This is a genomic window from Limnohabitans sp., from assembly GCF_044373035.1.
GTDB lineage: Bacteria > Pseudomonadota > Gammaproteobacteria > Burkholderiales > Burkholderiaceae_C > Limnohabitans_A.
The window spans coordinates 1-18232 of sequence record NZ_JBILQU010000056.1 but is presented as its reverse complement, the minus strand read 5'-3'; the positions used below and the strand labels follow the sequence as shown (position 1 = coordinate 18232).

Here is an 18232-nt window from a genome sequence, read left to right as displayed (position 1 = left end):
GGGTGACAACGTGTCGATCACTGTGAAGTTGATCAACCCCATTGCGATGGAAGAAGGCCTGCGCTTTGCCATCCGCGAAGGCGGCCGCACGGTTGGCGCTGGCGTCGTTGCCAAGATCATCGCTTAAACAATTTGCCGTAGGGGTATAGCTCAATTGGCAGAGCGTCGGTCTCCAAAACCGAAGGTTGTAGGTTCGATTCCTACTGCCCCTGCCACCTGAAAAGGTGCATTTCCAAGCCCGCTAGACCCTAGCGGGCTTCCTTGTCTGATCAGGGCCTGTTGAAACAAGGCCCAACAAAGGTTATCAGCCGTATGGCAACATCTGAAGTTCAAACAGTCGGTAGCACTGGCGAAAAAATCCGTTTGGCCCTGGTGGCTGCGCTGGTGATTGCCGGTTTGTCGGCTTACTACATGTTGTCCGCACAAGGCGTCTGGGCGCAGTGGGGCGGTTTGTTGGTTGGCATCGTGGCCGCGGTGGTGGTTTTTTTCACGGCGGAGTCGGGTCGACAGTTGGTGGCCTTTGGCCGCGACGCTGTGCGCGAAACCAAAAAAGTGGTCTGGCCTGAACGCAAAGAAGCCTTACAAATCACTTTGTATGTTTTCGCTTTTGTGGTGGTCATGGCCCTGTTCTTGTGGCTGACCGACAAAACTCTGGAATGGGTTTTTTACGATCTGATTCTTGGGTGGAAAAAATAATGAACGATGTTGTCATCAACGCGCCATTGGCGGGCTCTTCGACCAACCCGGACCTGAAATGGTACGTGGTGCATGCTTATTCGGGTATGGAAAAAGCGGTTGAGCGCAACATCGTTGAGCGAATTACCCGCTTGGGGATGGAATCCAAGTTTGGGCGCATCCTGGTGCCCACCGAAGAAGTGGTGGAAATCAAGAACGGTCAAAAGCGCACGACAGAGCGCAAGTTTTTCCCTGGCTATGTGCTGGTGGAAATGGTCATGGACGACGAGAGTTGGCACCTGGTCAAGCACACCAACAAAGTCACCGGCTTTGTGGGTGGTGCCAAGAACCGTCCCGCCCCCATCTCCGAAGCCGATGTCGCCAAAATTGTCAATCAGATGCAAGAAGGCACTGACAAACCACGTCACAAGGTGGAGTTTGAGGTCGGTGAATACATTCGTGTCAAGGAAGGCCCTTTCACCGACTTCAATGGCACGGTGGAAGAGGTCAATTACGAGCGCAACAAAATGCGTGTTTCGGTGACCATTTTTGGTCGCGCTACGCCGGTTGAGTTGGAGTTTGGGCAAGTCGAAAAGACCTGACCTGTACCGTTTTCTGTTTGGTGCCTACCGACTCGGTGCCAAACAATATCTCAGAGTCGTTAACCCCGGGGAGCTCAAGCGCGATGCGTCTTGAGCGATTGAACCCGAAAGGAGAAAAGCATGGCGAAAAAAATCGTCGGTTTCATTAAGCTGCAAGTGCCAGCTGGTAAAGCCAACCCATCACCACCTATTGGTCCTGCTTTGGGTCAACGTGGTTTGAACATCATGGAATTCTGCAAGGCGTTCAACGCCCAGACCCAAGGCGTCGAGCCAGGCCTGCCTTTGCCTGTGGTCATCACAGCGTTTGCAGACAAGTCCTTTACCTTCATCATCAAAACACCGCCAGCGGCCACTTTGATCAAGAAGTCCTTGAAGCTTGACAAGGCTTCGACCAAGCCAGGTTTGGAAAAAGTGGGCAAGATCACCCGCGCCCAGCTGGAAGAAATCGCCAAAACCAAGATGAAAGACCTGACTGCAGCCGACATGGACGCTGCCGTTCGCACCATCGCTGGTACTGCCCGTTCCATGGGCGTGAATGTGGAGGGCGTGTAAATGTCCAAACTCACTAAAAAGCAAAAAGCTTTCGCAGGTAAAGTGGACAGCAACAAGCTGTACGCCTTGACCGATGCGCTGACCATGGTCAAGGAGTGCGCAACTGCCAAGTTCGATGAATCCATCGACGTGGCTGTTCAACTCGGCATCGATGCGAAGAAATCCGACCAAGTGGTTCGTGGTGCTGTCGTCCTGCCCAACGGGACTGGCAAAACAGCTCGTGTGGCCGTGTTCGCGCAGGGTGCAAAAGCTGAAGAAGCTTTGGCTGCTGGCGCTGACGTGGTCGGCATGGACGACCTGGCAGCTCGCGTCAAAGCGGGCGACATGCCTTTTGACGTGGTGATCGCTGCACCAGACGCGATGCGCGTTGTGGGTACTTTGGGTCAGATTTTGGGTCCACGTGGCCTGATGCCTAACCCCAAAGTCGGCACCGTGACACCCGATGTGGCGACTGCTGTGCGCAATGCCAAAGCCGGTCAAGTTCAATTCCGTGTGGACAAAGCCGGTATCGTGCACGGCACGATCGGTCGCCGCTCGTTCGACACCGACAAGCTGCAGGGCAACCTGGCCGCTTTGGTTGAGGCCTTGGTCAAAGCCAAGCCCGCGACCAGCAAAGGTGTTTACCTGCGCAAAATCGCGGTGTCTTCAACCATGGGTGTGGGCGTTCGCGTCGACACACAATCCATCGCAGCTTGATTGCGATAAAAATTTGAGCCATCCGAAAGGCTGGCTCAATGTGGTGGGCTGCAGCCCTTTCCAAAGGACTGCAGGCCATCCAAGACCGTTGGCGCACACACCGCTGTGCTTAATCAACAAACCCACAAGTTCGCTTGAAGGTTTGGGCCAACGCAGATGGCGATCCCGCTGCAGATGGATGAATATCTTGAACAGTTGGTCGCTGCAAATAGGCGTGTTCAAGGGGCAACCCGGACAACACATATAAAGGAGTAGACCTTGAGTCTGAATCGCAGTGAGAAAGAAGCGGTCATTTCCGAAGTGACCGACCTCGCCGCTAAAGCTCAAACGCTTGTGATGGCGGAATACCGTGGTATCACGGTCGCTGACATGACAAACTTGCGCGCCAAAGCTCGCAGCCTGGGCGTTTCGCTGAGTGTGTTGAAAAACACCTTGGCACGCCGTGCTGTGACTGGTACGCAGTTTGAAGTAGTCGCCGATCAGATGACCGGCCCGCTGATCTATGGCTTCTCTGTCGATGCTGTTGCCGCCGCTAAGGTGGTGGCTGACTTCGCGAAAACCAACGACAAGTTGGTCATACGCGCAGGCGCATTTGCAGGCAAGGCCCTGGACGTCAACGGCGTTAAGCAATTGGCAAACATTCCTTCGAAAGAAGTGTTGTTGGCTCAGTTGTGTGGCTTGCTGAAGTCGCCGATGTCTCGCACCGCCGTGGTGCTGGGTGCCTTGGCGGCCAAAAAAGGCGAAGGCGAAGCTGTTGCCGCTTAAGGCCAGCGTTCGTGTTTTAACCAATTGTTAGGAAATAAAAAATGGCATTCGATAAAGACGCATTTTTGACCGCGCTGGACAGCATGACGGTCATGGAACTCAACGAACTGGTGAAAGCCATCGAAGAGAAGTTTGGCGTGAGCGCTGCCGCTATGGCTGCGCCTGCTGCTGCTGGTGGCGGTGCTGCTGCAGCTGCTGAAGAGCAAACCGAGTTCAACGTCATGTTGCTCGAAACCGGCGCGAACAAAGTGTCCGTGATCAAAGCGGTTCGTGAAATCACCGGTCTGGGCTTGAAAGAAGCCAAAGACTTGGTCGATGGCGCACCCAAAGCAGTCAAAGAAGCAATGCCAAAGGCTGATGCTGAAGCTGCCAAGAAAAAGCTCGAAGAAGCTGGTGCCAAGGCCGAACTGAAGTAAATCGGTTTTGTTCCAAGGCTGGAGTGTCCGAAAGGGCCTCCAGCCTTTGGTGCTTGAAGAGCACACCGAAAAGTAGATTTCATAAGTCTGTTTTCGAGTGTTTTAGCGAAACACCGGAAAGCGGATTGAACCCAGTCTGCTTTCCAGTGTTTTCTGACCCGACTGCAGAAAACCCTTGGTTCGGGTTGCGTGCAATGCGCAATCGTCCGCCAACGCTGGTAGAGGCCAGCCGCCAAGACCGCTGAACGAGCTACAAACTCGCTCAGCATTCAGTTCTGAAAGATCAAGCCCGGAGATCTCATGGCCTATTCATATACCGAACGCAAGCGCATCCGAAAAAGTTTCGGCAGCCGCGAAAGCGTGCTCGAAGTCCCTTACTTGCTGCAAATGCAAAAAGACGCGTACACGTCTTTCTTGCAGGCAGGTGTGGTTTCATCCAAACGCACACACGAAGGCTTGCAAGCCGCATTTGAGTCGGCATTTCCCATCGTGTCCCACAACGGTTTTGTGGAGATGAAATTTGTCGAGTACAACCTGGCCAAACCAGCGTTCGACGTTCGTGAGTGCCAAACCCGTGGTTTGACATTCTCTTCAGCTGTTCGCGCACGCGTGCAGCTCATCATTTACGACCGTGATTCTTCGACCTCACAAAACAAAGTGGTCAAGGAAGTGAAAGAGCAAGAAGTCTACATGGGCGAAGTGCCTTTGATGACCGACAAAGGCTCATTCATCATCAACGGAACCGAGCGCGTGATCGTGTCTCAGTTGCACCGCTCGCCGGGTGTGTTTTTCGAGCACGACAAGGGCAAGACCCACAGCTCGGGCAAGCTGCTGTTTTCGGCACGCATCATCCCTTACCGCGGCTCTTGGCTCGACTTCGAATTCGACCCCAAAGACATCCTGTACTTCCGCGTTGATCGTCGCCGCAAAATGCCGGTGTCGATTCTGCTCAAAGCCATTGGCCTGAATCCCGAGTCGATCCTGGCGAACTTCTTCGTCAACGACAACTTCCGCCTGATGGACAGTGGTGCACAAATGGAATTTGTGGCCGAGCGTCTGCGCGGCGAAGTGGCTCGTTTCGACATCACCGACAAGTCTGGCAAAGTCGTGGTGGCCAAAGACAAGCGCATCACCGTGCGCCACACACGTGAGCTGGAGCAATCGGGCACCACGCACATCAGCGTGCCAGAAGACTACCTCTTGGGTCGTGTGGTCGCTCGCAGCATCGTTGAAGCCGACACAGGCGAGATCATTGCAAAGGCCAACGAAGAGTTGACCGAAGCCTTGCTGAAAAAGCTGCGCACTTCAGGCATCCTGGACCTGCCTTGCATCTACACGAACGAACTCGACCAGGGCGCGTACATCTCGCAAACCTTGCGCATCGATGAAACCGTGGACGAATTCGCTGCACGCGTGGCCATCTACCGCATGATGCGCCCAGGCGAGCCGCCCACAGAAGACGCGGTTCAGGCCCTCTTCCAACGTTTGTTCTACAACCCCGATACGTACGATTTGTCGCGCGTGGGTCGCATGAAGTTCAACGCCCGTGTGGGTCGTGGCGAGTCCACAGGCCCCATGGTGTTGACCAACGAAGACATCCTGGCCGTGGTCAAAATTCTGGTTGACTTGCGCAACGGCAACGGCGAAGTCGATGACATCGACCACTTGGGCAACCGACGCGTGCGTTGCGTGGGCGAGTTGGCTGAGAACCAATACCGCACCGGTTTGGCGCGGATCGAAAAAGCAGTGAAAGAGCGTTTGGGTCAAGCTGAGCAAGAGCCACTCATGCCGCACGACTTGATCAACTCCAAGCCAATTTCTGCGGCTCTGAAAGAGTTCTTCGGCGCATCGCAGCTGTCGCAGTTCATGGACCAAACCAACCCGCTGGCCGAGATCACCCACAAGCGCCGCGTGTCGGCCCTTGGCCCAGGTGGTTTGACCCGAGAGCGTGCTGGTTTTGAAGTGCGTGACGTGCATGTGACCCATTACGGTCGCGTCTGCCCGATCGAGACGCCAGAAGGTCCAAACATCGGCTTGATCAACTCACTGGCCTTGTACGCCCGCTTGAACGAATACGGTTTCATTGAGACCCCGTATCGTCAAGTGCGCGAGGGCAAAGTCACGATGAACATCGACTACTTGTCGGCCATCGAAGAAGGCAAATACGTCATCGCCCAAGCCAACGCCACGTTGAACAAAGAAGGCAAGCTGACCGGTGACTTGGTGTCGGCCCGTGAAAAGGGTGAATCCATTTTGTGTGGTGCCGAGCGCATCCAGTACATGGACGTGTCGCCAGCCCAGATCGTATCGGTGGCGGCCTCTTTGGTGCCTTTCCTCGAGCACGACGATGCTAACCGTGCCTTGATGGGTGCGAACATGTCGCGTCAGGCCGTGCCTGTGCTGCGTCCTGAAAAGCCGATGGTCGGCACCGGTATCGAGCGCGTGGCAGCAGTCGACTCGGGCACCGTGGTGACCGCCACCCGTGGCGGTATCGTGGACTACGTTGATGCGACCCGCATCGTGATCCGCGTGAACGACGCTGAAGCCTTGGCTGGTGAAGTGGGTGTGGACATCTACAACCTGATCAAGTACCAGCGTTCCAACCAGAACACCAACATCCACCAGCGCCCCATCGTCAAGCGTGGCGACAAGCTGGCCAAGGGTGACGTGATTGCTGACGGTGCATCGACCGACTTGGGCGAAATCGCCATCGGTCAGAACATGCTGATTGCCTTCATGCCCTGGAACGGCTACAACTTCGAAGACTCGATCTTGATTTCTGAGCGTGTGGTGTCGGAAGACCGCTACACCTCGATCCACATCGAAGAACTCGTGGTCATGGCCCGAGACACCAAGTTGGGCGCCGAAGAAATTTCTCGCGACATCCCCAACCTGTCTGAGCAGCAGCTGGGTCGTTTGGACGATTCCGGCATCATCTACGTGGGTGCAGAAGTGCAGCCTGGCGATGTGTTGGTGGGCAAGGTCACACCCAAGGGCGAGACCACCCTCACGCCTGAAGAGAAACTGCTGCGCGCCATCTTCGGCGAAAAAGCCAGCGATGTGAAAGACACCTCGCTGCGCGTGGATCAGGGCTCGCAAGGCACAGTGATCGACGTGCAGGTTTTCACCCGCGAAGGCATCGTGCGCGACAAGCGCGCCCAGCAGATCATCGACGACGAACTCAAGCGGTTCCGTTTGGATCTGAACGACCAGCTGCGCATCGTGGAAGCCGACGCGTTTGACCGTATCGAAAAATTGCTGGTGGGCCGCGTGGCCAATGGTGGCCCGCAAAAGCTGGCTAAAGGCACCAAGCTCGACAAGGCCTACATGGAATCCGTGGACAAGTTCCATTGGTTCGACATTCGTCCAGCCGAAGACGACGTGGCCATGCAACTCGAGTCCATCAAGAACTCGCTGGAGCAAACCCGTCACAGTTTCGACTTGTCTTTTGAAGAAAAGCGCAAAAAACTCACCCAAGGCGACGAGTTGCCCGCTGGCGTGCTCAAGATGGTCAAGGTTTACCTGGCAGTCAAGCGTCGTTTGCAACCCGGTGACAAGATGGCCGGTCGCCACGGCAACAAAGGTGTGGTCTCCAAGATCGTGCCGGTCGAAGACATGCCCTTCATGGCCGACGGCACTCCCGCTGACATCGTGCTCAACCCGCTGGGCGTGCCTTCCCGCATGAACGTGGGTCAGGTGCTCGAAGTCCACCTGGGTTGGGCCGGCAAAGGCATTGGCCAACGCATTGGCAACATGCTGCAAGCCGAAACCCAGCGCATGGAAAAGATTGCCGACCTGCGCAAGCTGTTCGAGCAGCTTTACAACAGCATGGGCCGCAAGGAAGACTTGTCGCAATTGAGCGATGACGAAGTGTTGGACATGGCCGGCAACCTGAAAGAAGGTTTCCCCTTTGCCACGCCCGTCTTCGACGGTGCTGCCGAAGAAGAAATCCGCGCCATGTTGCACCTGGCTTACCCAGAAGACTTGGCCAAGGCCAAGGGGCTGACCTCCACTCGCACACAAGCCAATTTGTTTGACGGCCGCACAGGCGACGCCTTTGACCGTCCAACCACCATTGGCTACATGCACTTCTTGAAATTGCACCACTTGGTGGACGACAAGATGCACGCCCGTTCGACCGGTCCTTACAGCTTGGTCACACAGCAGCCGCTGGGTGGTAAAGCGCAGTTCGGTGGTCAGCGTTTCGGTGAGATGGAAGTGTGGGCGCTGGAAGCGTACGGCGCCTCTTACGTTTTGCAAGAGATGCTCACCGTGAAGTCCGACGACGTGCAGGGCCGCACCAAGGTTTACGAAAGCATCGTCAAAGGCGAACACTCCATCGAAGCGGGCATGCCCGAGTCGTTCAACGTGCTGGTCAAGGAAATCCGTTCGCTGGGCCTTGACATCGAGCTCGAGCGTTCTTAATTCACAGGCAAAGGATTCAAACCATGAAATCACTACTCGACCTGTTCAAGCAGTTCACGCCCGATGACCACTTCGATGCGATCCGCATCGGACTGGCCTCGCCCGAGAAGATCCGCTCGTGGTCTTTCGGCGAAGTGAAAAAGCCCGAAACCATCAACTACCGCACCTTCAAGCCCGAGCGCGATGGTCTCTTTTGCGCCAAGATTTTTGGCCCCATCAAAGACTACGAATGCCTGTGCGGCAAGTACAAACGCCTCAAGCATCGCGGTGTGATCTGCGAGAAGTGCGGCGTTGAAGTCACCCAGACCAAAGTGCGTCGCGAGCGCATGGGTCACATCGATCTGGCCGCACCTTGCGCCCACATCTGGTTCCTCAAGTCGTTGCCATCGCGTTTGGGCTTGGTGCTCGACATGACACTGCGCGACATCGAACGCGTGCTGTACTTTGAAGCCTACGTGGTGACCGATCCCGGCATGACCCCGCTGAAGAAATTCGGCATCATGACCGAAGACGATTACGACGCCAAGATCAAGGAATACGGTGACGAATTCACCGCCAAGATGGGTGCCGAAGGCATCAAGGAATTGCTGCAAGGCATCGACATCGAAAGCGAAATTGAGCGCCTGCGCGGTGATTTGACCGGCTCAGAACTCAAGGTCAAAAAGAATTCCAAACGCCTCAAGGTGTTGGAAGCCTTCAAGAAATCGGGCATCAAGCCCGAGTGGATGGTGCTGGAAGTGCTGCCTGTTTTGCCACCGGACCTGCGTCCTTTGGTGCCGCTGGACGGCGGCCGCTTTGCGACCTCTGATCTGAACGACCTGTACCGCCGGGTCATCAACCGCAACAGCCGTCTGCGCCGTTTGCTGGAATTGAAGGCCCCCGAGATCATCGCCCGCAACGAAAAGCGGATGCTGCAAGAAGCCGTGGACAGCTTGCTGGACAACGGCCGCCGTGGTAAGGCCATGACCGGTGCCAACAAGCGCGCCCTGAAGTCGTTGGCCGACATGATCAAAGGCAAGAGCGGTCGTTTCCGTCAAAACTTGCTGGGCAAGCGCGTCGACTACTCAGGTCGTTCCGTGATCACCGTGGGCCCAACTCTCAAGCTGCACCAGTGCGGTTTGCCCAAGTTGATGGCCATCGAGCTGTTCAAGCCCTTTATCTTTGCGCGTCTCGAAGCCATGGGCATCGCGACCACCATCAAGGCCGCCAAGAAAGAAGTCGAAGCCGGCACGCCGGTGGTGTGGGACATCTTGGAAGAGGTCATCAAAGAGCACCCCGTGATGCTCAACCGTGCGCCTACGCTGCACCGTTTGGGCATCCAGGCGTTTGAGCCGCTGCTGATCGAAGGCAAGGCCATTCAATTGCACCCCCTCGTTTGCGCGGCCTTCAACGCCGATTTCGACGGTGACCAGATGGCTGTGCACATTCCACTGTCGGTGGAAGCCCAGATGGAAGCGCGCACTTTGATGCTGGCCTCCAACAACATCTTGTTCCCCGCATCGGGTGAGCCTTCCATCGTGCCTTCTCAGGACGTGGTGTTGGGCCTGTACTACGCGACGCGTGACCGCATCAACGCCAAAGGCGAAGGTCTGATGTTTGCTGACATCGGCGAAGTGCAGCGCGCACTCGACGCGGATGCTGTCGAGTTGGCGGCCAAGATCAACGTGCGCATGACCGAGTGGACCAAGGACAAAGTCACGGGTGAATTCACTTCATCGGTGTCGATGGTCGAAACCACTGTGGGCCGCGCCTTGCTCTCGGAAATCTTGCCCAAAGGCCTGCCTTTCAGTAACCTGAACAAGGCTTTGAAGAAGAAAGAAATTTCCAAGCTGATCAACACGTCGTTCCGCAAGTGCGGTTTGAAAGAAACCGTGGTGTTCGCCGACAAACTGTTGCAAAACGGTTTCCGTCTGGCCACACGCGCCGGCATCTCGATCGGTATCGACGACATGTTGGTGCCGCCCGAGAAATCCGCCATCATTGAAGCGGCTGAAAAAGAAGTCAAAGACATCGAGCAGCAATACGTCTCCGGTCTCGTGACCGCTGGCGAGCGCTACAACAAGGTCGTTGACATCTGGGGTAAAGCCGGTGACGTCGTCTCCAAGGTGATGATGGACCAATTGCGCAAAGAGCGTACCATTGACCGCCACGGCAACGAAGTCGATCAGGAATCTTTCAACTCGATTTACATGATGGCCGACTCCGGTGCGCGCGGTTCTGCGGCGCAGATTCGCCAGCTGGCCGGTATGCGTGGCCTGATGGCCAAGCCCGACGGCTCCATCATCGAGACCCCCATCACGGCGAACTTCCGTGAAGGTCTGAACGTGTTGCAGTACTTCATCTCGACACACGGTGCTCGTAAGGGTCTGGCCGACACGGCTTTGAAGACCGCCAACTCGGGTTACCTGACCCGCCGTTTGGTGGACGTGACCCAAGACTTGGTCGTGACCGAACTCGATTGCGGCACCACCGACGGCTCGCTCATGCGCGCCATCGTCGAAGGTGGTGAAGTGATCGAATCGCTGCGCGACCGTATCCTGGGCCGTACCGTCGTCGAAGACGTCCTGCACCCTGAAAACCGTGCGGTGCTGGCCGAAGCGGGCGTCTTGCTCGACGAAGATATGCTCGACGAACTCGAAGCCGCAGGCGTTGACGAAGTCAAAGTGCGCACCGCATTGACTTGCGCCACACGTTTCGGCTTGTGCGCCAAGTGCTACGGCCGCGACCTGGGTCGTGGTGGCTTGGTCAACAACGGCGAAGCCGTCGGTGTGATTGCGGCCCAGTCGATTGGCGAGCCCGGCACCCAGCTGACCATGCGCACCTTCCACATTGGTGGTGCGGCTTCGCGTGCAGCGGTGGCGTCCAGTGTGGACGCCAAGTCCAACGGCACCATCGGCTTCAATGCCACGATGCGCTATGTGACCAACACCAAAGGCGAGTTGGTGGTGATTTCCCGTTCAGGCGAAATCGTGATCAGTGAACACGGCCGTGAACGTGAGCGCCACAAGGTGCCCTACGGTGCGATCCTGTCGGTCAAGGCCGACCAGACCATCAAGGCTGGCACCATCTTGGCCAACTGGGACCCGCTGACCCGTCCGATCATCACCGAGTATGCGGGTACCGTGAGGTTCGAGAACGTCGAAGAAGGCCTGACCGTGGCCAAGCAACTGGACGAAGTGACCGGGTTGTCGACCTTGGTGGTCATTGACCCCAAGCGCCGCGGCGCTGCCAAGGTCATCCGCCCACAGGTCAAGCTGATCGATGCCGCTGGCAAAGAAGTCAAGATCCCCGGCACCGACCACTCGGTGACCATTGGCTTCCAGATCGGCTCGCTGATCCAGGTGCGCGACGGCATGGATGTGGGCCCAGGCGAAGTCTTGGCCCGTATCCCGGTCGAAGGTCAAAAGACCCGAGACATCACCGGCGGTTTGCCCCGTGTGGCCGAACTGTTCGAAGCCCGTACGCCCAAAGACAAAGGCATGTTGGCCGAGATCACGGGTACCGTGTCGTTTGGTAAAGAGACCAAAGGCAAGGTCCGCTTGCAGATCACCGACCCTGAAGGCAAGGTCTGGGATGAACTGATCCCCAAAGAGAAGAACATCCTGGTGCACGAAGGCCAAGTGGTCAACAAGGGTGAGAGCATTGTGGACGGCCCCGCCGACCCACAAGACATCTTGCGTTTGTTGGGCATCGAAGAGCTGGCCCGCTACATCGTCGACGAAGTGCAGGACGTTTACCGTTTGCAAGGCGTGAAGATCAACGACAAGCACATCGAAGTGATTGTTCGCCAGATGCTGCGCCGCGTGGTGGTTGAGAACATTGGCGAGTCGACCTACATTTCGGGTGAGCAAGTGGAGCGTTCCGAAATGCTCAACACCAACGACGCACTGCAAGCCGAAGGCAAGATTCCTGCGACCTTCAGCAACTTGTTGCTGGGCATCACCAAGGCTTCTTTGTCGACCGACTCGTTCATCTCGGCCGCTTCCTTCCAGGAAACGACCCGTGTGTTGACCGAAGCGGCCATCATGGGCAAGCGTGACGAATTGCGTGGTTTGAAGGAAAACGTGATTGTGGGTCGTTTGATTCCTGCCGGTACGGGTTTGGCTTATCACAAAGCCCGTGCTGTGAAGGACGCCATGGACGACGCCGAACGCAAAGCCATTGCCGATGCAGAAGCAGCGGATTTGGCTGGCGACACGGCTGAAGACGCTGTCACCGACGCTGGCGAAGCCGCCTGAGCGATGAACTCACCGCCTGCGCGGTGAGCCCATTCAGCCCCTGTACCGCCATGTGGTCAGGGGCTGTTTTTGTTTGGATGTGACCTGCGAGGAATGCAACATGGGTGCTCTGGTGGTGGGTGTGGTGCTGGCGTTGTGCCTGTTCTGGTCGGTGGGTGCGCACAACCGCCTGGTGCGCTTGCGCTCTGAAGTCGTGCGCCAGTGGAGCAGTGTGGACGCTGTTTGGCTGCGCCTCTTGGTGCGTTTGCAAGGAGGCTTGGCGGCACGCCAAAGCTTGGTCAGCGAGGACGAGGCACTGGAGCTGCAAGCCCTCCAAAACGCCAGCGACAAGATGCTGGAAGCCCTCACGCAGGCCCGTATGCAGCCTCTGGACGAAGCGGTGCAAAAACAGGTGATCAGCCAGCACCTGCTGCTGGTCAGTGAAATCCGCTTGTTGCAGCAACAAACCAATGCAGCCATACGCCCCGATTTGGACATCGCGCTCAACCGCATGCGCCAGACCCTGCCCGCCGCCATGATTCCGTACCATGTGGCTGTCGGTGCTTACAACGATGCCTTGATCATGCGACCAGCCTCTTGGCTGGCCCGGCGATTGAACTTCAAACCCGCTGTGCGCATGGACTTGACCATGGCGTTCAACTGAAATTCGCCGCCATGAGCCAAAAGCCCCGAACGCACCAGGCTGGAGCCACAGCGCTGCCAGCAGCCGCACGACCTCAAAGCCCAAGAGCAGGCGATTTAAGCACTGCCCAGTCCTTGCCGCTGTGGCGGCAGCTGCAGGTCACGGCTGCGGTGGTCCAGGCGGTGCGGTCCGGGCGCTCTTTGACCGCTGAATTGGCCAGCGTGACGCCTGAGCTGCGACCGGGGGTTCAAGCCCTCACTTTTCAGGTGATGCGGCAATTGGGCCGAGCCATGGCGCTGCGCGAGCGTTTGGCCAGCAAGGCACCGCCCCCAGCGGCCGACGCTCTGTTGTGCACGGCCCTGGCCCTTAGCTGGCAGGGTGACGACGCGCCCTACCCGGTGCACACTCTGGTTAACCAAGCGGTCGAGGCCGCCCGCCTGCAAAGGCAGACTCAGGCACAAAGCGGGTTCATCAACGGCTGCTTGCGGCGTTTCATGCGTGAACGTGAAGCCTTGGTGGCAGAAACGGACAGCGACCCACAGGCACGCTGGAACCACCCGCGCTGGTGGGTGACGCGTGTGCAGGACGAATACCCCGAAGACTGGCAAACACTGCTCGGCATGGCGCAACAACCGGCCCCCATGAGCCTGCGTGTGGACACCCGTCACCATAGCGTGGCCGAGTACCAAGCGCAGCTGCTGGCCATGGGATTGGCCGCCCAGCCCGTGGGCGCATCGGGTTTACAACTCGAGCGCGCGGTGCCCGTGCACCAATTGCCCGGCTTTGCTCAGGGCCATGTCTCGGTGCAGGACGCCGCCGCGCAAGTGGCAGCCCCATTGTTGCTGCAAGGGCGCGAGGCAGGGCAAGCGTGGCGCATTCTGGATGCCTGCGCGGCGCCTGGCGGCAAAACAGGTCACCTGCTGGCCTGCTACCCCAATGCCCAGGTGTTGGCACTCGATGTGGACGCCGAGCGGTGTCAACGCATCGAGGACAACTTGCAGCGCCTAGGGGCACAAAATCAGGCCCGCGCCCAGGTGCGCGCCGCCGATGCCGCCCTGCCTGCGCAGTGGTGGGACGGCGTGGCTTTCGACGCGATTTTGCTGGATGCACCCTGCACCGCCTCTGGCATCGTGCGCAGACACCCCGACGTGCGTTGGCTGCGTCGCCCTGGCGACAGCGCACAACTGGCCCAAACTCAGGCACGGCTGCTCAAGGCCCTGTGGCCCTTGCTCGCCCCCGGTGGTCGTTTGCTGTACTGCACTTGCTCGGTTTTTCGATCAGAGGGAGACGACACCGTGCAAGCGTTTCTTCAGCGCAACACCGATGCACGAATGCTGCCCTCGCCCGGACATTTGATACACGGCAAAATACCCACAGGCCTTCCTGTCAAGCACAATGCACTGGGTGAACATGACGGTTTTTATTACGCACTGCTGGAGAAGGAACGGGATTGAGCTTGGCGCTTGGTTGGCCCGGGTTTTGGCCATGGCACTGCTGGGTCTGAGTGGGGCTTGGGCTCAAACCTCCAGCGTCGAGCTGGCCGAGCTCATGCCAGTGCGCAAAGACAATGCCTTGATGATCAACGCCCAACTCAAACTGGAGCTGGGTCCGGCCGTAGAAGACGCCCTCATCAAAGGTCTGGCAGTGCACTTTGCGGCTGAAGCCGAAGTGTTTCGAGAGCGCTGGTACTGGACCGATAAAAAAATCGGCGTGGCCAGCCGTTACTACCGTCTGGCTTTTCAGCCGTTGACCCGACGCTGGCGCTTGAATGTTTCCAGCGAGCCGATTTCTGGCATCGGCTTGGCGGGCAGTATTTCACAGAACTTTGAAACCCTGGCCGAGGCCCTGAGCGTGATTCGCCGGCAATCGGCCTGGAAAATCGCCGATGCCCAGAGCGTGGACCCTGATGCCCGACACCGCCTGCGCTACGAATTCAGACTGGATGTCTCGCAGCTGCCCCGCCCCTTCCAGATTGCCGCAGGAAACCAGGCCGATTGGAACCTGCAGGTCAGCAAGACACTGCGCCTGAGCGAAGAGTTGGTGCGCTGAGATGTCTTGGCTCAAAGCCTCACGCGAGCCATTGACCGAGCGGCCCTCTCGGACCAGCCGTTGGCTGATGCTGGTGGGCGCCGTGAGCTTGGCTGCGATTGGCATTGGCTTGCTGGTGCTCATGACGCAGGCCACGGGCAACCGGGAAAGTTACAACCAGAACTACGAATGGCTGGTGATCATCAACGCCGTGGTGGCCAGTGGTTTGTTGATCACCATTTTGTGGGGCATGGTGCGCTTGCTGCGCAGCTTGTACAAAGGCCAGTTCGGCTCGCGCTTGCTGGTCAAACTGGCGGGCATCTTCGCTTTGGTGGGCGTCATTCCTGGTTTGCTGATTTATGTGGTGTCTTACCAGTTTGTCTCGCGTTCGATTGAAAGCTGGTTCGATGTGAAAGTGGAGGCAGCCCTGGTGGCGGGCCTCAACTTGGGGCGGGCAACGCTGGACACCCTCAGTGAAGACCTGAACAAACAAGCCAAGGCAGCCGCCGCCAATTGGGCAGAAGCCAGTGAACTCAACCCCGCTCTGGCGGCTGAAAAAATCCGCACCCAGCTGGGCGCGATTGATGTCGCCATCTGGACCCAGGGGGGACAAATGGTGGCCAACGCCGGACCATCGCAGTTTCAATTGAGTGCCCATCGACCCACGCCGCAGCAATTGCGTGAGGCCCGTCAAAACGGCGCCCTGTCCTGGGCGGAGGGTTTGGATGAAGCCATCCCCGGAGGCGACAAGGGACGGATCAAGGTTCTGGTGTTATTTCCCCAATGGAGCCTGGCTTTGGACGAAGAACGGCGCTTGCTGATGGTGACCCAGGACCTGCCTCCCACACTGGTCAACAATGCGCTGGAGGTGCAAGCGGCCTACCGCGAATACCAAGAGCGGGCCCTGGCGCGTGACGGACTGCGGCGCATGTACATCGGCACCCTGACGCTGAGCCTCTTTCTGGCTGTGTTGGGGGCTATTTTGCTGGCCGTGCTGTTGGGCAAACAGCTGGCCAGACCCTTGCTGTTGCTGGCGCATGGCATGCGCCAGGTGGCGGATGGCGACCTGCGGCCCAAACTGGCGCTGCAAGGCAAAGACGAGCTGGGTGGCCTGACCCGCTCTTTTGCCGAGATGACCCAGCAACTGGCCGATGCCCGCGCCAGTGGCGAACGCAGCCTGAGCCACCTCGACCAGGCCAGAGGCAAACTGCAAACCATCCTGGACAACCTCACGGCCGGGGTCATGGTGCTGGACGCACAAGGCACCATCGAATCGGCCAACCCAGGGGCTACACGCATTTTGCGCGTGCCGGTCAGCGCTCACGAAGGGAAGGGCCTGCAAGGCCTGCCTGGTCTGCAAGCTTTTGCCCACGAGGTGGATTTCCAATTCAAAGCCTTGCATGCCGGCACAGATGTACACGAATTGGACCACTGGCAAAAATCCTTCGACATCCATGCTGCAGGCCAAGGGCTGAGCCAAACCAGCGTGACCTTGCTCGCGCGCGGGGCCGTCCTGCCCGACGGCAAGCGCTTGCTGGTGTTCGACGACATCTCGGAAATCGTCTCGGCTGAACGCGCCCAGGCCTGGGGGGAAGTGGCCCGAAGGTTGGCGCACGAAATCAAGAACCCCCTGACGCCCATCCAGCTGTCGGCCGAGCGCCTGCAAAGACGCCTGATCGGCAAGTTGGAAGCGCAAGACGACGCGGTGCTGTCCAAATCTGTCAAGACGATCGTCGACCAGGTGGATGCGATGAAGCGCTTGGTCAATGAGTTTCGCGACTACGCCCGTTTGCCATCGGCTGAACTCAAGCCCCTGCAACTCAACACACTGATCAGCGATGTGCTGGCCCTGTATTCCAGTGAGTCTCAGGAGAACGAGACGCGAGCCCAGATCCTCACTGAACTCGATGCCGCATGCCCCGCCATCCTGGGTGACGAACAGCAATTGCGCCAGGTCATCCACAACCTGCTGCAAAACGCACAAGACGCCTGCGAGACGCGTGGCCACGGGCTGCCCACAGCCTGCGTCAAGGTGCGCACCGAGTGGCGTGAGCAGCGCCAACGGGTGCGAATGACGGTGACCGACACCGGCCCTGGCTTTGCCCCCAATATTTTGCAACGGGCCTTTGAACCCTATGTCACCACCAAGGCCAAGGGCACGGGCCTGGGCCTCGCCGTGGTCAAAAAAATAGCCGATGAACACGGTGCGAACATCAAGCTGAGTAACGTGCCAGAAGGCGGCGACATTCAAGGTGCGCAAGTCTCGTTATCATTCGCAGTGGCGCAAACCGCACAGGGGCTGGAACAGCCCCCTTCATGAACCGAGACAAAACAGGCATATGGCAAATATTTTGGTGGTGGACGACGAGCTGGGCATACGCGACCTGCTCTCAGAAATCCTCTTTGACGAGGGGCACCAGGTGGAGCTTGCCGAGAACGCCGCGCAAGCGCGTGAAGCTCGCCATAACATGCGCCCCGATCTCGTGCTGCTCGACATCTGGATGCCCGACACCGATGGCGTGAGCCTGCTCAAGGAGTGGGCCGCTTCTGGCCTGTTGAACATGCCCGTGATCATGATGAGTGGCCACGCCACCATCGACACCGCGGTGGACGCCGTCAAGATCGGCGCACATGCCTTTCTGGAAAAACCCATCACTTTGCAAAAACTGCTCAAGGCGGTTGAACAAGCACTGGCCCGCGATCAAGTCCAGCAGGCCATGCTGGCCGCTACCCCGCCCCCGCCGCCCAGCGTGCTGTCCATGTCCTCGGTGGCCGTGACCGAAAACATTTCGGCCCCCGATGTGCAGCAAAGCTTCGAACTCGACCGTCCGCTGCGCGAAGCACGCGATGCCTTTGAAAAAGCCTACTTTGAATTCCATCTGTCCCAAGAAGGTGGATCCATGACGCGTGTGGCTGAAAAAACAGGTCTGGAGCGCACCCACCTGTACCGCAAGCTCAAGCAACTCGGTGTGGACCTCACACGCAGCAAACGCAGCCATTGACGCTGGTGCCAAATAAGCGGGTAGACCGACGGCCAGACCTGGACCGCAGCGGGCATTGACATGGGTGTTCGACGCAGTATTTTTTGAGTTTTGCCCTCGGGTGCGCCCAAAAGACCTGCTAGAATTCACCGCTCCGGCCCGGTAGCTCAGTTGGTAGAGCAGCGGATTGAAAATCCGCGTGTCGGCAGTTCGATTCTGCCCCAGGCCACCA

Annotated in this window: 13 protein-coding genes, 2 tRNA genes and 1 pseudogene; all 16 read left to right on the top strand. The window is 58.0% G+C overall.

The window, feature by feature from the left end; translation table 11 throughout:
- Nucleotides 1-127 (top strand): annotated as a pseudogene (locus tag ACIQ47_RS09725) (elongation factor Tu); the annotation flags it as partial.
- A 12-nt stretch (nt 128-139) separates the two neighbouring features.
- Nucleotides 140-215 (top strand) — tRNA-Trp (locus ACIQ47_RS09720).
- Between the two features lie 97 nt (nt 216-312).
- Complete coding sequence (gene secE, locus ACIQ47_RS09715) at nt 313-696, top strand: preprotein translocase subunit SecE (RefSeq protein WP_396437939.1); 384 nt, start codon at nt 313-315, stop codon at nt 694-696.
- Nucleotides 696-1277: a transcription termination/antitermination protein NusG gene (gene nusG / locus ACIQ47_RS09710; protein ID WP_296293048.1), complete on the top strand. Its 582-nt coding sequence runs from the start codon at nt 696-698 to the stop codon at nt 1275-1277. Before secE ends, nusG begins: the two co-directional genes overlap by 1 nt.
- 120 nt (nt 1278-1397) lie before the next feature.
- Complete coding sequence (gene rplK, locus ACIQ47_RS09705; protein ID WP_100120361.1) at nt 1398-1829, top strand: 50S ribosomal protein L11; 432 nt, start codon at nt 1398-1400, stop codon at nt 1827-1829.
- Nucleotides 1830-2525: a 50S ribosomal protein L1 gene (gene rplA / locus ACIQ47_RS09700; RefSeq protein WP_108354582.1), complete on the top strand. Its 696-nt coding sequence runs from the start codon at nt 1830-1832 to the stop codon at nt 2523-2525. It abuts the gene before it with no gap.
- A 258-nt stretch (nt 2526-2783) separates the two neighbouring features.
- On the top strand, nt 2784-3290 hold the full coding sequence (gene rplJ / locus ACIQ47_RS09695) for a 50S ribosomal protein L10 (protein WP_396437938.1): 507 nt from the start codon (nt 2784-2786) through the stop codon (nt 3288-3290).
- Nucleotides 3291-3331: 41 nt separating this feature from the next.
- Entirely contained in the window at nt 3332-3706 is a 375-nt protein-coding gene (rplL, locus tag ACIQ47_RS09690; protein ID WP_396437937.1) for a 50S ribosomal protein L7/L12, read from the top strand.
- Between the two features lie 300 nt (nt 3707-4006).
- The gene (gene rpoB, locus ACIQ47_RS09685) at nt 4007-8131 is read left to right on the top strand and encodes a DNA-directed RNA polymerase subunit beta (protein WP_396437936.1); all 4125 of its coding nucleotides are present in this window, start codon (nt 4007-4009) and stop codon (nt 8129-8131) included.
- 23 nt (nt 8132-8154) lie between these two features.
- Entirely contained in the window at nt 8155-12369 is a 4215-nt protein-coding gene (gene rpoC, locus ACIQ47_RS09680) for a DNA-directed RNA polymerase subunit beta' (protein WP_396437935.1), read from the top strand.
- A gap of 100 nt (nt 12370-12469) precedes the next feature.
- A complete protein-coding gene (locus ACIQ47_RS09675; RefSeq protein WP_396437934.1) occupies nt 12470-13012 on the top strand; it encodes a hypothetical protein in 543 nt (180 codons plus the stop codon).
- Between the two features lie 11 nt (nt 13013-13023).
- Nucleotides 13024-14445, top strand: coding sequence for a 16S rRNA (cytosine(967)-C(5))-methyltransferase RsmB (gene rsmB / locus ACIQ47_RS09670; RefSeq protein ID WP_396437933.1), 1422 nt, complete (start codon nt 13024-13026; stop codon nt 14443-14445).
- Between the two features lie 31 nt (nt 14446-14476).
- A complete protein-coding gene (locus tag ACIQ47_RS09665; RefSeq protein WP_396437932.1) occupies nt 14477-15040 on the top strand; it encodes a DUF4390 domain-containing protein in 564 nt (187 codons plus the stop codon).
- Nucleotide 15041: 1 nt separating this feature from the next.
- Nucleotides 15042-17339, top strand: a complete 2298-nt coding sequence (locus tag ACIQ47_RS09660) for an ATP-binding protein (RefSeq protein WP_396437931.1) — start codon at nt 15042-15044, stop codon at nt 17337-17339.
- A 19-nt stretch (nt 17340-17358) separates the two neighbouring features.
- Entirely contained in the window at nt 17359-18021 is a 663-nt protein-coding gene (locus tag ACIQ47_RS09655; RefSeq protein ID WP_396437930.1) for a response regulator, read from the top strand.
- Between the two features lie 135 nt (nt 18022-18156).
- Nucleotides 18157-18232, top strand: a tRNA-Phe gene (locus ACIQ47_RS09650).